Origin of the sequence: Azospirillum ramasamyi (assembly GCF_003233655.1) — a bacterium.
GTDB classification, from domain to species: domain Bacteria; phylum Pseudomonadota; class Alphaproteobacteria; order Azospirillales; family Azospirillaceae; genus Azospirillum; species Azospirillum ramasamyi.
This window is the reverse complement of the sequence record NZ_CP029836.1, coordinates 29,312-42,874: the sequence shown is the minus strand read 5'-3', so window position 1 is coordinate 42,874 and position 13,563 is coordinate 29,312. Positions and strand designations below refer to the sequence as shown.

Annotated in this window: 13 protein-coding genes and 1 pseudogene; 4 read left to right on the top strand and 10 right to left on the bottom strand. The window is 66.7% G+C overall.

The window, feature by feature from the left end:
• Positions 1 to 35 precede the first annotated feature (35 nt).
• Together DM194_RS27775 and DM194_RS27770 are read right to left on the bottom strand one after the other, a co-directional pair.
• The gene (locus DM194_RS27775) at positions 36 to 695 is read right to left on the bottom strand and encodes a DUF3102 domain-containing protein (RefSeq protein WP_162630213.1); all 660 of its coding nucleotides are present in this window, start codon (positions 693 to 695) and stop codon (positions 36 to 38) included.
• A 1-nt stretch (position 696) separates the two neighbouring features.
• Positions 697 to 1,437 (bottom strand): ParA family protein, encoded by a 741-nt coding sequence (locus DM194_RS27770; RefSeq protein WP_162630212.1) that lies wholly within the window; start codon positions 1,435 to 1,437, stop codon positions 697 to 699.
• Between the two features lie 771 nt (positions 1,438 to 2,208).
• On the opposite strand from DM194_RS27770, the gene DM194_RS27760 reads away from it, so the two are divergent.
• Together DM194_RS27760 and DM194_RS27755 are read left to right on the top strand one after the other, a co-directional pair.
• Positions 2,209 to 2,412, top strand: a complete 204-nt coding sequence (locus DM194_RS27760; protein ID WP_111070874.1) for a hypothetical protein — start codon at positions 2,209 to 2,211, stop codon at positions 2,410 to 2,412.
• A 352-nt stretch (positions 2,413 to 2,764) separates the two neighbouring features.
• A pseudogene (locus DM194_RS27755) lies at positions 2,765 to 2,950 on the top strand (ISL3-like element ISAzs13 family transposase); the annotation flags it as partial.
• Positions 2,951 to 3,040: 90 nt separating this feature from the next.
• Here DM194_RS27755 and DM194_RS27750 read toward each other — a convergent pair.
• Entirely contained in the window at positions 3,041 to 4,681 is a 1,641-nt protein-coding gene (locus tag DM194_RS27750) for a replication initiation protein (protein WP_111070873.1), read from the bottom strand.
• Positions 4,682 to 5,402: 721 nt separating this feature from the next.
• Positions 5,403 to 6,551, bottom strand: a complete 1,149-nt coding sequence (locus DM194_RS27745; RefSeq protein ID WP_162630211.1) for a hypothetical protein — start codon at positions 6,549 to 6,551, stop codon at positions 5,403 to 5,405.
• Between the two features lie 149 nt (positions 6,552 to 6,700).
• Between DM194_RS27745 and DM194_RS28390 the strand changes: the two genes are divergently transcribed.
• Positions 6,701 to 6,859 carry a hypothetical protein gene (locus DM194_RS28390; protein ID WP_162630210.1) on the top strand — a complete coding sequence of 53 codons (159 nt, stop codon included), beginning with the start codon at positions 6,701 to 6,703 and terminating at the stop codon, positions 6,857 to 6,859.
• Between the two features lie 487 nt (positions 6,860 to 7,346).
• On the opposite strand, the gene DM194_RS27735 is transcribed toward DM194_RS28390, so the two are convergent.
• From DM194_RS27735 to DM194_RS27725, 3 genes are read right to left on the bottom strand one after another with little or no spacing between them, the layout of a single operon-like run.
• Positions 7,347 to 8,150, bottom strand: a complete 804-nt coding sequence (locus tag DM194_RS27735; protein WP_246024716.1) for an ImmA/IrrE family metallo-endopeptidase — start codon at positions 8,148 to 8,150, stop codon at positions 7,347 to 7,349.
• Positions 8,147 to 8,572 carry a hypothetical protein gene (locus DM194_RS27730; RefSeq protein ID WP_111070870.1) on the bottom strand — a complete coding sequence of 142 codons (426 nt, stop codon included), beginning with the start codon at positions 8,570 to 8,572 and terminating at the stop codon, positions 8,147 to 8,149. The genes DM194_RS27735 and DM194_RS27730 overlap by 4 nt, the downstream gene beginning before the upstream one ends.
• Positions 8,569 to 9,168: a sigma-70 RNA polymerase sigma factor region 4 domain-containing protein gene (locus DM194_RS27725; RefSeq protein ID WP_111070869.1), complete on the bottom strand. Its 600-nt coding sequence runs from the start codon at positions 9,166 to 9,168 to the stop codon at positions 8,569 to 8,571. The genes DM194_RS27730 and DM194_RS27725 overlap by 4 nt, the downstream gene beginning before the upstream one ends.
• Positions 9,169 to 9,318: 150 nt before the next feature.
• On the opposite strand from DM194_RS27725, the gene DM194_RS27720 reads away from it, so the two are divergent.
• On the top strand, positions 9,319 to 10,500 hold the full coding sequence (locus DM194_RS27720; protein WP_111070868.1) for a beta family protein: 1,182 nt from the start codon (positions 9,319 to 9,321) through the stop codon (positions 10,498 to 10,500).
• Here the strand turns inward: DM194_RS27720 and DM194_RS27715 are convergent.
• The 3 genes from DM194_RS27715 to DM194_RS27700 all read right to left on the bottom strand — a co-directional run bounded on the left by DM194_RS27715 (position 10,463) and on the right by DM194_RS27700 (position 13,191).
• A complete protein-coding gene (locus tag DM194_RS27715; protein WP_111070867.1) occupies positions 10,463 to 11,152 on the bottom strand; it encodes a sce7726 family protein in 690 nt (229 codons plus the stop codon). The genes DM194_RS27720 and DM194_RS27715 overlap by 38 nt on opposite strands.
• 683 nt (positions 11,153 to 11,835) lie before the next feature.
• Complete coding sequence (locus DM194_RS27705; RefSeq protein ID WP_111070944.1) at positions 11,836 to 12,384, bottom strand: hypothetical protein; 549 nt, start codon at positions 12,382 to 12,384, stop codon at positions 11,836 to 11,838.
• Between the two features lie 132 nt (positions 12,385 to 12,516).
• The gene (locus tag DM194_RS27700) at positions 12,517 to 13,191 is read right to left on the bottom strand and encodes a hypothetical protein (RefSeq protein WP_111070865.1); all 675 of its coding nucleotides are present in this window, start codon (positions 13,189 to 13,191) and stop codon (positions 12,517 to 12,519) included.
• Positions 13,192 to 13,563: the final 372 nt, after the last annotated feature.

Sequence of the window (13,563 nt, the reverse complement as noted above, 5' to 3'; positions counted from 1 at the left end):
CCGGGGGGAGACGCCCTCCCCCGGTTCGGAGGATTTCATACCGGTTCAGGGGTGATGTCGATGATGCGGCCGCTCCGGCTCCCGCCGACCTCGGAGGCCGTGCCGTCGATGGTGTTCATCTCAGCGTCGATCTCTTCCAAGCGACGGCGGAGCGCTTCGATGTCGGCCAGCACCCGTTCCCGCTCCTTGGCAAGCCGTCGCCGGGCCGCCTTCTCCGACACTGGACGCTTCCGCCCCTCGCGGAGTTCACGCCGGAAGTCAAGGATCTCAGCCCGCTTGAGGGTCGAGCGCACGAGCCCCCGCTCTTTGGCGAGTTCCCAGCCGTCGTCCTTGAGGCTGACCAGCATGTACGCCGTCGAGTAGTCGGGCGGCAGCTTCTTCTCGGGCACCTTCTCCTGCAAGACCGCCTCGGCGACCGTCTTCAGGGCGTGCGCCACCGACTTCGAGAACGGGAGCTCGCTTTCGATCATGGACTCGTACTCGCCATGCGGCAGGCTGTCCTTGGCGTAGACGAGGTACTTACCGATGTCGATGAAGCGGTTCGTGGCCTCCTTCCAGAGGCGCCCGATCGTTTCGACGTACTTGTCCCTGCTCGACAGCTTGCTCACCGAACGCCGCACGTCGTCAAACCGGCCGTCGGGATCGGTGACCTCCTGGACAAGGTCAGCTTTTACGGCGCGCTGAAGTCCGGCCATCTTACACCCCCAGTTTCTGGCGCACGACATCGAAGGCTGCGGCGTAGTCCTCGCGCCCCCGGCCCCGCCTCATGTCGATGACGGAGGTTCCCTTGGACAGCGTCTTCGGGATGTCGGCGAAGTGTGGGATGTCGATCGGACACAGTGGTCCGTGCTTCACCAGCTTGCGCTTGGCATCCTCGAAAGCACTTTCACGGCGCTGCGTGTCGGAGAGCAGGAACATGCCGTCGACGCCGAGGTCGCGAACCAACTTCATCCAGCTGGTCACCGAGTTGATGTCGTCGTCGTACTGCCGGGTCGGCACAACCACGAGGTCGGACGCCCGGATCAGGGCATTGGCGTGATGCGGGTAGGCGGCCATCGAGGCTGGGGTGTCGATGATCAACAGGTCGTAGTCCTCAATCCCGAGGATCTCCTTCTCGACCCGAGCGGCGATCACGGCCCCGACATCCTCGCCCTCGACGTCCACGTCGCTGAGATCCACGAGTTCGTGGATCGGCGCCCGGATATGCTCGATGCTCGGCAGCGTGTCCGGCCGCTTCGTCCACCAAGTGGACAGCGTCGGGCTCTCATCCAGGTCGAGCGTCACAACAGCAAGTCCAGCATGTGCTGCGGCGGTTGAGAAGTGCCTTGCGGTTGTCGTCTTTGACGACCCGCCCTTCCCGCTCGCCACCAGGAGCCGCTTCTTGGCAAAGGTGCGAGCTTCCCTCGCCCCGGCCTCCGCCTCCATCACATCGACCATGTCCCCTACTCTCATATTGTCGGTGATGGACCATATGTACGCGATTCCATGCTCGCTGAGAACAGGCATCCGTGGGATATGTCGGCAAGCATGCGACATGCATGCGTGTCACTAAAAGTCCTGCATGCAGGACTTTTGCCTGGAGACCGTGCCGCCCAGCGTCTCCGGAGGAGATCCGCAATGAAGCATCATGCGCTGCACGAGCCACTACATGCAAACTCGCTCGACCTCTTCCCCTATCGGGTCCGCTTGGTCCGAGTTCAAGGCCATCCTCCGCGCTCAGGAGGCTTGCAGCGTCGACACCTTGAAACGCGCCCTCAGCCCAGCCCTCGATGCCATCTGGGCTCAGAATGTCGGAGCGTGGTTCTGAAGCTGTGGCTACGCATTCCAGACTGAGGAGCAAGCCGCTTTAATAGAGCGTGGATACAAGCTGTGCTACCTGGATGACCTCCAAGCCAAGCTCGTAATCACGGGTGGCTCTTTCTACGTCGGCTCCCAGAACCTGAAGGCGCGAAGGACGAAAAATTGGGAGGCGACGGCGACGCTGCCCAACGCGTGCACGGTCGCCCCGATGCGGGCGGACATCGCGGGGTGGGGCGGGCAGTCATACCCGATCACATGCGAGATAATCGACGACATGGAGGAACTTATCGCCCACCCTGCGCCGCAAGCACAAAAAGTTCAAGACGCGGGCCGGGACATCGACTGCGAGGTCAAGGAGCGCCAAGCGCGGCGAAAGCGGCGTCTTGGCCGGAGCGGGCTGCGGGACAGGTGCTCGCTGCCAAGCCCGCCCACGAGTCCGTCAAGATGACGTCGAGACACCTCAGCAAGGCGCCGAAGGACTATTGGACGCTGGAGCGCGACGTCAAGGAGGTCCAGTTGGCACGCTGGAGCTTTGACGACGGCGAAGCCGTGGAACTCACGAAGCGCAAGCACTACTTGCTGATCGGCCCTGAGGCCCGCCTTGCGCGTTAGCACCACGCCGTAGTGAGGGCTCGCTCCCCGCGGAGGATGGAGAAGGTGTTTCCCGATGGGTGACAATGCGACAGACCGCCGGCGGGCATCCCTGATCCAGCTTCGGTCATGGCGGTGTCAATGCGCGTCGAGGCGAAAGTGGAGGCACCCGATTACCGGGATGTTCTTCATCCGCCGTCTAGTGTCCAAGGCCCTCATCGGCATCCCGCTGGCGACCTGCGGCGTGTTCGGGACAGTTCTTTCATGAGGCGGCGAATGGCATCGTTGTCATTGATCAGGTTCAAGGCGAGAGGGATGCTGTAGCGCCACTCCACGACCGAGTGGTAGGTCTGCTGGGAAGACAACGTGGAAAACCGCACTGGCCGGGTTCGCCGATGGGCTTGCGCGTGATCTCGCAGCGATCCGCATGGCGCTGTCGCTGCCGTGGAGCACCGGGCCGGTAGAGGGACAAATCCGCCGATTGAAGACCATCAAGCGAACCATGTGCGGCCGCGCCAAGTTCGACCTCCTGCGTCACCAAGTCCTGGAGGCCGCTTGAACAGCAGCACTCCAGCCACGCTGTTGCATCGAAAACGCGGAAGGACCCAGTTCGGGATGTCGTTTGACAGTGAACCAACCTCTGGGGCGGTCAGTTCGGCCCCGCGCGTCGGGCGTCGTCCTTCTTGATGAGGTCCTCCTGGGCGTCGATGGCGTCGGCCACGTGGGACACCCAGAGTTCCAAGTTGTCTGGGGAGGTGGACGCCTCGACCTCGGGGCCACCGGCGGCGAGGCTGGCGTTGTACCAGTGCAACCGCTTGCCAATGTCCTGCTCAGCCAGCCAAGCGGCCGCGAGGCGTGCCTTGCGGGACAGCTTCCCCGCCTTCCGCTGGCGGGTCTTGGCCAGGGGCGGCTCCGTCGCGGGCGTGGCGCCGCTGCGCTTCGCCCCGGCGTAGTCCTCGGCGACGGCGCGGAGGACGTAGCCCTTGCCGATGGGCTGTGGGGAACGCGCGCGGATGGCCCGCACGTAGTCGAGGTTGCTCTCGATCACCTCGGGCGGATGCGCCCGGCACAGGCGCCCAGCCTCACGGTCAGTCAGGCTAAACTCGCCCATCAAGGCGCGGTAAGCCGGGACGGCGGCCTCGGGTAGGCCCTCGGGCTGCTCGGCGGCGTGGCGTTCGGCCCATTCGCCCGGCGTGGCATCGCCCTTGAGGCACGCCTTGAGATAGGCGGTCTTGCTGTTCGGCGAGTAGCCCGCCCGGTAGTCGGCGTCAATCCGGCGCAGGATGTCCGCCACGCCGTCGGGCGTGAGCCGCGCCACGGCCTGCTCGGCGGCAGCCTTGCCAATCTTGAGGCGGACGAGACGTTCGACCATGGCATCGCGCGCCTTTTCGACGTGACGCTCCACCAAAGCCTGCTCGAACAGGCGGGGCAGGGCGGCGTCGTCCAGGTCGAGCGGCAGCTGGTATTCGTGCTTGCGTGTCAAGGTGAGCCGCAGCGCGGTCACCACACGCGACACCCGCATCTGCTCCACGGCCACATGAAATTCGGCGATGCGATCAATTTCCTTCAGCGCGGGCTTCAGGATGAATTTCGAGAAGTCGTTGAACTCGGCGTAGCGGTCTAGGAGGTCCAGGTAACGGCGCAGGAAGTCCAACTCGTAGATGTGCGACACCAGCGTCCAACCGGGCGGCTCCTGCTGCACGCGGTTCAGCAGGAGCTCGTACAGGCGGAAGGAGTGCGTGCCGTTGAATAGGCGCTGGGACAGTAGCACGATGTTGGTGCGGGCGACCTTGTGCCGGATGATTTGGTGGACGCGCTCGGACAGGCGGTACTTGATGAAGCCGCGCTCCGGATCGACGAGGCTGCCGTCCCGCTTCACGCGATAGGCGTAGTCCTGCAAGAAGGTCGTGCCGCCGCGCTCGAACTCCTCGGCGTCCTGGTCCACCGTGCCGTCCGGCAGCATCAGGAGGTTCGCGCCGGAGGCCGAAGGCATGTTCGGCGAGCCGGGGACGTCGGTCTCCTTCGGGACAGCGGTGCCCCACTTGATCTTCGTCGTCAGGAGCTCGTCAAGGACGCACTCGAGGAACTCGGCGTTCTTGGACTTCTCGGCGCCGATGATCAGGCGCAGGTCGCCGACGCGGATGCGCTTCTCCTCGGGCCGGTCCGTTGGCGCCAAGCGTTCGTTGAGGATGATGGCGTTGATGATGTAGACGGCCGCCTGCGAGATGCGCATCGGTGAGAAGATGAGATCGTTCGGCTTGTCGATCTCGACGTCGCGCGGCAGCGCCATGATCCCCTCGCTTTCCAACCGCCCAGAATGCCAACAGTCAAGGCGACGGTATCGAATGGGGAGCGTCAATGTCAACGAAAGCCGGAAGAGTCTTCCGGCTTTCGCCAAGGAGAGTGCCCCCGAATCGGGACGCGCGATGCCGCGTTGCCCATATCCTTCCTGGTTTCACGACCCATTGCCCAGATCCTTCCGACTTTCGCGAGGCCGCTCCCCGGCGCCGCGGGCGGCGCGATTTGGTCTCCGTGCCTAAAACCTTCCTTGTTTCAAGCTGCTTGGGACGGGAGGTTTGCCCATATCCTTCCTGGTGTCGGAAGACCCGGGCGAGCGCGTTGCCCAAATCCTTCCTGGTTTCGCACCAGGGCGCGGCGCCGGGCATCCCCCATAACCTTCCTGGATTCCCGGCCGGAATGCCCATATCCTTCCTGGCGTCGGAAGGCGGTTGCCCAAATCCCTCCGATTCTCGAGTTCAGGCGAATGCCCAAATCCTTCCTGGTGTCGGCCTGGAATTGCCCACATCCTTCCGATTCTCAACCCTGATTCCCCCAAATCTTTCCTGGTCTCGTGCCAAGAAACCTAGGAAAACCGCCGTTATCCACAGGGTAAGACGGCTCCCTGAGAGAGGAGTCATTCTTGATTCTTGTCGAATCCCTGACTCGACTCTCTATCACCTCCGTCTCGTTGAGTCCGGCTCGGGCACGCCGACGCCCCGTCACGGAGGCGGTCAACCGGCAGGCGGGTGCTTCCACAGCCCCGACCACACCGCCAGCAGGTTGGCCACCAACTGCTGCACGTTCTCCACATGATACGACGACAGGATCTCAGCCCGGCGCTGATCGGCGATGGAGTGCGCCCCCAGCACGCTGCGCAGCCACGAGGCGTAGGAGATCGCGTGCGGGTAGTCGAGGTACACGTCCCTCACCGGTGGCAGGTCGGCCGCCCGGGCCTCGGCGAACAGAACGATCAGTCGGTCTACCGCCATCTCGTCCCCCGCCTTCAATGCCTCGACGGCTCGTTGACGGTCGGCAGCAATCTGGGCGGGGTCGCGAGGCGGCTGTGTGTCCACCCACGGCGTTGGCAGGCCAGTCGGCAGGCGCTTGACGCGCTCGTACGCCTCGTCGGGGGTGCGCCAGAACCAGCAGATGCGGTCCTCCGGCGAGATCCCCATCTCCGCGAGCTTGGCGTCCATCCGCTCCTTGATCTCGGGCTTCAGGGTGTCCGTGCCAGGGATGGCCGTGTCCTGCTCGCCCTTGTCGCGGAAACACTTCGGGTCCAGGCCGAGTTCCTCAATGGCACCGTAGGCGGCGACGATCGCCGTGGCGCGCTCCACCCTAGCCCTCACCGAGCCGACGCGCTGGCCGAGGCGTTCGGCGGTCTCGTGGTGCGACGAGGGGTCCATATCCACGGACGTCACCGAGTGCAGGCTCCTGCTAACCATCAGCCGGTGGACCGCGTACTCCGCCCTGCGGCTCTCGTGGTCGAGTACCCAAGCGGCGAGCCGGGCCGCCTTGCCCAGACAGCCCTGGCCCCACTCGCCCAATGCAGCCTCCGCCTGTCGGTCGAGGCCGTCCGGTGGCAGGGGTACGACCGCAAGCCCGTCCTCATCCAGCCAGCCGCCGCCGAACACCGTGCTGGCCGACGAGATCGTCTCCAGCACGCGCAGCGCAAACTCCTCCGAGGCGGCCTCGATGACGATCCGTGGGCGCCGCCCAACATCCCGGCCACGCCTCGGCCACTCCGGTTCGCCGTCCCACCGGATCACGTATCGCTCGCCGTCGGCTTGTCCGGCGTACCGGCCCTCGTGGCGGAACGGCTCCTCCGACACCGGGGTGAGGCTCGTGGCGTAGGGCGTCAACGTCTGTTCGTCTGGCATGGGATTCCTCGTCGCGGCCGTCACCTTGATGTCCTGGAATGGAGTGGTGCGCAAGGCCGGGAAAGAGGGGGCTTTCCCGGTGCCACTTCGGCAGACACCTCCAAGGGGAACCGCCGCGCGGCGGCGAACAACGCCTCGGAGAGGACCGCATGCTGCCGACCATCAAGGAAGACAACAGCACGCTGCCGATCGACCTGGACATCATGGAGCAGCATAGGCTGCTGATCTCGCTGGACATACATGCACGACGAAGTCGTACTGCCCCTGCGGAACCACCTGCGGAACCCGCAGTTCCTCATCCCCGGTAGCGAGCCAATGGCTGACCGCATCGGCTCGGAGCTGGAGCGCATCCGGCGTCTCGATAGGGCGGACCGGAGGACGCGGGTTCTGGCCGCGGGCATGCTGGAGTGGATGCTGAAGAGGGGAGGGGAGGGGACATCCACATCCTTGACTAGGAGCAGGACGACGACCTGGACGAGGAGGCGGAATGAGACGGGGGCGCCGGTCCGGGCGCTTCACCAGATAGGGCGGTGAGGCATAGGCAGGTACGTGCGACTGCGGGAGCATTTCGACGCCCTTGTCTGACCGCGCCGTCGCACGCATCGTGCCGAGCGCGCTGACCCGCGCCGGGCTCGATGCCACCGGCTACTCCGAGCAGAGCCTGTGGCGCGGCTTGGCCACGGCGGCCGCCGACCCGCTACAAGTCGGCAGACATGGCGCTGTCCTATGTCGCCAACGTGGAAGCCTGAGCCAGAGTGTCCGACGGCCTGTTCGACCAAACGGCAGCGTTTCGATTCAGCCCTGTCGCGCCACGCGCAGCTCAGCCTCGAGCTGGGCCTCATCGTGCCACCAGACGAGGCTGAGGATGGTGTCCCGGCCGATGCGAATGGTCTGTTCAGTCACTTCGTAGCGGTCAGCGCCCCGCCGGTCGATCCACGCCCCGGCCCCGATCTTCGCGGCCCGGCTCCGGTCCATTTTCCCGTCCCAGACGTCCTGGGCGTAGGATTCCGCATCAAGGCTCCGGTGCGGAAACATGGTGTCCGGAATGTCCCGGTGCCGCCGGAACCAGCGGCGCCCCTGGGGGCCATGGCAGATCAGCATGGCCGGCGCCGGGCCGACCTCCACCAGGCGGATGGCCGCGGCGGTCAGGCTGACGCGGAACGCCGCTGCCAGCGTGTCCGCGACGTCCAGCGTCATCCGGCCGAGGCGACCAGCTGCTGGCTGGAACAGGAAGGTGGGCATGAGGAGGTCAACCGCGAACTGGTCCGCTACCCGCTCGGGATCGAACGGGCTGTCGTCCTTCGGGCTTCCGATGTCTTCGGAGCGGCAGTCGAACCGCCGGCCCCGATGGTGCTTCCAGTGGCCAAGCTCGTGTCCTACGGAGAAACGCCGCCGCTCAGGGCGGCGGCCCTCGTGGACGGTGATCACGGCCCGGTTGCCGGCGCCGACGATGCGGGCCTCGCAGCCGTCGAGAGGGCGATATTTGACGGCAGCCCCCATTGTCCAGGCAATCGCGTCGACATCGATCTCCGCGGGGTCAGTGATCCCCAGATGGGTCAGGATCTTTTCGGCTGGCGTGAGAGGCGTCGGCGCTCTCACCGGGGGTTCCCCTGCTCGTCAATCACGTCGAGATCCATCAAGTCCTCCAGCAGGCTATCCAGATCGGCATCCGGCTCCTCCCGGCCGTCGCGGGCGGCCAGGGTCAATCCCTGATGGCTGGCGCGGAGCCGAGCGAGGAGCGCTCGCTTGCTGGCGGCCGACCACATCAGCACCGTCGCGCCACCGGACGGAGCGGCCGCAATGGCCTCCTTCGCCTCAGCCAAGCGCCGCTTGCCCGCCATCGTCGCGGCCGCCGCTACCCGAGCACGCACACGCGCCGCCGCCACGACGGGGTCGCCGTGCACCGTGCTCGCCTCCTCGCAGATGGCAGCGTCATCTGCCTCGAGGATGGAGATGAGATCCGCATCGAGAAGCGCGTCGAGCTGCTCGACGGCGGTTCTCGCCCCTTTCGGCGGTATCATGGCGTTCCTCCGGCATAACGGGCGCGGATGGTATCGTAACCGCGCCGAATGCGTTTGCGGACCGTTTCGTAACGCTGTCGTTCAATACCCAGCAGCGCGCAGACTTCTGCCGGCGCTATGCCCCCCTCGAGGTCTGCCTGGATGATGAACCACGCTTCCTCGTCGTTTTCGAACATCTCGGTCACATCCTTCAACACCTGCCCCCCGAACCGCAGCCGTTCGGCGCGAACCGCCACCGCTTCGGGATCCGGCCGGTTGTCGGCGAGGGTGCCGGGATCGACCTCTGCCGGCGTCCCCCATCGGGTGGGGTCGTCGGCTCCGCGCCACTTCGCCCGATCCTCAAGCCACTCATTGGCCACGCTGCGCATGGCCCCGATCAGGAACGCCACCACCCGCATCCGCCGCGGACAGCGCCGGCGCCCGTCCAGCGCCCGCAGAACCGCCTCGTCCATGAGCTCGCCCGGATCCGCCCAACACTTGAGCGCCAACACCCGGGCCGCCGCTTCGAGCCGCAAGTAGTCGCCATCGCCGAGGCTGGTGATGGCTTCCGCCAGCTCCTCCACCGGATAAGGCGTGTCGTCGACCTGACCGTCCAACCAGGGCCTCCTGCGCTGATTAGGCGCCTCCGGGCCGATTCGCGGACAACAAAAAAACCGTGTCCGCGCTGCGCGCCCGCCGCGCCTAAGAGGTAACTCGCGCCAATAGAGGCGCACAACAAAGAGTTACCACACAACGATAGGTGATGCATGTCTCATAGTTCCTTCCGATCCTACTACCCCGCCTTCAGCACTCGCGAGCATGAGTTGCGGGCCTACGCAACGCTCGACGGTCCGCTCAAGAACCGGATGTTGCCGGTGGTAACGCTCACCCGGGACGAGGCCGGAGAGTCCTTCGAGGGCTCGCTCGACGCGCTTCTGCAGGCGGCAGGCGGCCGCCCGCTCATCGTGGACTTCGACCCCACGTTCAAGACGTCACCCAGCGACGTTGAGATCGAGCAGCGCCGGCTGCGCCGGGAAGCGAAGCTTCTCCGCGAAGGGAAGACGCCCCGCCCGCCGAGCCCCAAGCAGCAGGAGGCCTGGGACCGTCAGCGAGCGGCGGCCCGCCGCGCGGTTGAGGCCTTCAACCAGTCGGTGGCCCGGTTGCAGGCGCCTGCCGACGGCTACGCCGCGTGGCGCAGCCTCGGGCTGTCGGCGCCGAACCTCATCCCTACGGCCAAGCTCGGCGACCCGGCGGCGGCGCTCGCGCAGGTCGAGGCGGTGACGGGTGCCGGCCGGCGCATTGCCTTCCGGCTCAACCTGCGCGACCCCGGAGCGGTCGCGTCGTTCCTGTACGCCGCGCGTGGCCTGAACTCCACCGATCGGGCCATTCTCATCCTCGACGCGGGCTATGTCCGGGACGATGCGCGGGCCGGAATGGCGCGGGTCGTCGAGGCCCTCGATGTCATCCGTCGCGGTCTTGGCGGGTCAGCGTTCGCGGCCATGACGACGGTGTGCATGGCGGGCAGCTTCCCGAGTTCACTGCGGGACCTCCCGACGACCTTGACCATTCTGGAGCGGGACATCCACGCGGCGGTCGTCCGCCACGGATGGGACGTCCGCTACGGTGACCACGCGTCGATCCAGCACCGGAGCCCCATGAGCGGTGGCCGGGGATGGTTCCCCCACGTCGACGTGGCCCATTCCCGGCAGTGGCACTTCGCGCTCTCGGACGCTAAGTGGGACAGCGACGGCTACATCGAGGCGGCCGGCGCTCTCGTGGCCAATCCCCCCGTGTGGGGCGGCCGTGCGGCCTGTTGGGGAGCGGCCATGGTGGAGCGGGCGTCTGGGGGGGTGCTGGACGATGGTGCGGGTAGCCGCCTGACTACGCCGGGCCCCTGGCTGGGAGTCCGGGTCAGCCAGCACCTGAGCCAGCAGGCGGTGCACTCGTAAGCGCGCGGGGATCAGACGACAAGCCGCCACCCGCGGCGGAGCGACCGAAGACCGTCCGGCAGATGTGAGCTTCGATCAGCACCCGGAGCTTGAGTTGATGCCGGACGCCGGCTGCGATTGACGCCAGGGGCAGCCGCTGTTCGGCCCGCTCGGTCAGCGCCCGCCACGGCGCGGTGCGCACACCACGGTCAAGCTCGTGCAAGGCCAGGAGGGCGACGATCTCCTCCCGCTCGAGAAGCCGCAGGTAGCCGCGCGCCGACCGGTCCGGGTTCAGACCCCCTCGGCGCACCCGGCGCAGTGCCACGCCGCCGCGTGGACCGGCGCTTGCTTCCAACACGCTCCACCACGCCGGAACGGCCTCCATGGCTTCATCCAGGTGGTTCGGTGCCACCACCAGCGCCATCCGCTCCATGCCCTCGCCATAGGCCCGCGCTTGGCGCGGCAGACGCGCCAGCGTGTCCACCGCGCTCTTGATCTCCACGCCTTCAATGCGCCCGTTGAGGACCGCCAGATCGACGCGGGCACTGGAGCGGCTGACGGGCAGCTCTTCCACGACGAACGCGTCTGGATCGCCTGCGTGGCGCCGGCTGAGGCGTGCCTTGACCGCGGCGCGGATCATGGTGTCGTTGGTGGGCGTGGGAGCGGCTGCCATCGGGGATCCTTTCGGAGGGCAGGGAATCATTTTGGGCGATCCAGAGCAACGGCAAATCCAAGCCAGCGGGTATCGGCTCCTCGAACGAGCCATTGCCCAGATTGTGCAAAGCGCGTCAGGGCGCGCCGGTTTCGCCGAAGCGGCGCCACGCGAGCGCCCACGCCGACCTAGCCTCTCGTTGGCGGTTCTGGCGACGGCGTCCCTCGCCGGTCATGAGGCGTGCTGCCGTGCCTGACCAGAGTTCCGGCCAGTCCGTGCATGCGCGTTCCTCCGATCAGATCGGAGCCGCCGCCCGCCAGCAGAGGCGAGACCAGACTCGTTTGCCTGAAGTTGCAGGACCGGGTGGCGCTCGGAACTCAGGTCAGGATGGGTTTGTGGGGGAGACACTCCCCGCGGGCGACGGCGCAGGTTGCCCGCTCAGGGCCGCTTGAGGCGGCGGTTTCGGTGCGCGACGGTCACCACGCGGTCGCCCTCGCCGACAGCGGCGTAGGTGTCGAGCATCTGGTCGCCGATGGCCTGCAGAATGCGATCACCAAGGTGGTGGCGCAGGCGGCGGCGGGCCTCCTTGTCAAAGTACAGGACCTCGGCGCCGTGGTGATGCGCTTCGGCGCCGAACCTCAGCAGCAGATCGACGATGAACGGGGGGATAGCGCGCTGTTGGGCGCGCCCCCTTCCGGCAGCGCTCAGCCGCGGATCGTGATCTCGATGGCGTCCTCGGCGACGCCGAAGGTCAGCGCCAAGCCGCGCTTCGCCTCGGGAATGCTGAGCGGGCGGGGCTCCGGCTGGGCGACCATGGCGTTGGCGGGGGCATTGGTGGGCCGGGGGGTATCCTCCACATCGCGGGCGAAGGCGGGGATGTCCGCCGGCAGCGGCTGGAAGGCGAGCGTCGCCGGGTCGAGGCCGAGTTCATCAAGCGTGGTGTAGCGCACCGGGTTGCGCCAGCCCTGCCAGACGGCGGGCAGCGCAATGCGGGCGTAGGCGCCGATCCGGATCAGCCAGCGGCTGTCGTCCTCCGGCGAGCGGACGACGTCGGCAATGCGCCCAACGAGGAAGGCGGTGCCGTGCGGCTGATCGGCGCCGCCCCAGGCGCCGTTGTGGCGGTTCTGCACGCAGACGACGTAGCCGCTGCGGCGGGTACGGTCCGGGTCGAGCTTCCAGGCCTGCGAGCCGCCTTCGCTGAGGATGCGCTGCGGGCTGCGGGCTGTGAAAACGAGAACGGCGGGTTGCGCCATGGGATCCTCCTGGTCGATGCCGGCCACCGTACAGACATCCGCATGCTTAGTCAGACTTCTTTGTAAAAGTATACAGAAGTAAGGGGGCCAAAAGCAGAGGAAGTGCTGGCTCTGCTCCTCCCTCGCCCCTGATCAACTGTTCGAGGCCCATCCCCGCTGGGCTGCAATCCGCGCGACCGCCGTCCGCAGCACCGTCGTGTCAGCCGCGCTGAGAGCGGCGCAGTGCAGCGCAGTGTCCTCCGAGGAGATCCACCAGCACGTCCGGTCCCATCCAACGGCCCCCGCGAACAGATCGTGGCATCGGGTGATGTGGTCCAGACGATGGCGGCGATCCCGGTTCGGGTACTGGAAAGTCAGGAGCACGGAGCGCCCGGTGGCCCGTCGCGCCAGCTCGGCGATCTCCGACGGCAGCACGTAGAGGCATTCCTTTCCGCGCGCCGGCTTTGCGGAGAGGCCTGTGTCCGGGTCGATCAGGACGAGGGTGTCGGCCAAGTCCTCGGTGGGGACGGCGGCAAAGTAGGCCGACCGTCCCGCATTGGTGAAGTAGCCGTCCCCGGCGGCGGTTCGGAACGGGTGGTAGGGCGTGCCGCGGCGTGTCCAGAACTCCGCGTAGCCTCCGAGGTCCGGGCGCTCAGCCTGCAGGCGCTGCCGCCGGACATCTTCCCAGGTCGCATCCCATGGGGCCTGTCGTCCAAAGGCGTACGGCTCGGTCATCATGGCGACGTAGGTCAGCCCGCGCAGCCAAGGCAGCGCATCGAGCAGCCCGACAACCACGCCGAATTTCGTGTCGTCGTGTTGGTCCCACATGTGCGTTGGGTTCACGGGGGGCCTCCGGAGGTGAGCAGGGCTCTGATCCTGGCCGGGCAACCTCGGCCCTGCAACCGGAGCGTTGACGGTACCGGAAATGGCCGTCCCGGCGCTCCGGAGCGGCCTTAGTTGGGCTCACTTGGCAACAAGGGCGGATGAAGGCGCGCTGCGCCGACTGGGGGAGAGTTCGACGCCGCAATGATGCGGCCGGTCGGACGCGTGCTGGCCGAGGTGTTCTGCCAAGCCTACGGCCGCGGCGAAGAGTGGCAGGCAGACACTCGGACGGCGATCGTTGAGAGGGTGGCCTGATCATCGGTCTGCAGCAGGCGCGGGCGGGATTCGACCCGCGGCGTTCCGCCGCATCCCTCGGCA

Coding starts and splice junctions, on each gene's coding strand:
- DM194_RS27775 (WP_162630213.1), bottom strand. CDS start 695: ATGGCCGGACTTCAGCGCGCCGTAAAAGCTGACCTTGTCCAGGAGGTC.
- DM194_RS27770 (WP_162630212.1), bottom strand. CDS start 1,437: ATGGTCGATGTGATGGAGGCGGAGGCCGGGGCGAGGGAAGCTCGCACC.
- DM194_RS27750 (WP_111070873.1), bottom strand. CDS start 4,681: ATGGCGCTGCCGCGCGACGTCGAGATCGACAAGCCGAACGATCTCATC.
- DM194_RS27745 (WP_162630211.1), bottom strand. CDS start 6,551: ATGCCAGACGAACAGACGTTGACGCCCTACGCCACGAGCCTCACCCCG.
- DM194_RS28390 (WP_162630210.1), top strand. CDS start 6,701: ATGCTGCCGACCATCAAGGAAGACAACAGCACGCTGCCGATCGACCTG.
- DM194_RS27730 (WP_111070870.1), bottom strand. CDS start 8,572: ATGATACCGCCGAAAGGGGCGAGAACCGCCGTCGAGCAGCTCGACGCG.
- DM194_RS27720 (WP_111070868.1), top strand. CDS start 9,319: ATGTCTCATAGTTCCTTCCGATCCTACTACCCCGCCTTCAGCACTCGC.
- DM194_RS27715 (WP_111070867.1), bottom strand. CDS start 11,152: ATGGCAGCCGCTCCCACGCCCACCAACGACACCATGATCCGCGCCGCG.
- DM194_RS27705 (WP_111070944.1), bottom strand. CDS start 12,384: ATGGCGCAACCCGCCGTTCTCGTTTTCACAGCCCGCAGCCCGCAGCGC.
- DM194_RS27700 (WP_111070865.1), bottom strand. CDS start 13,191: ATGTGGGACCAACACGACGACACGAAATTCGGCGTGGTTGTCGGGCTG.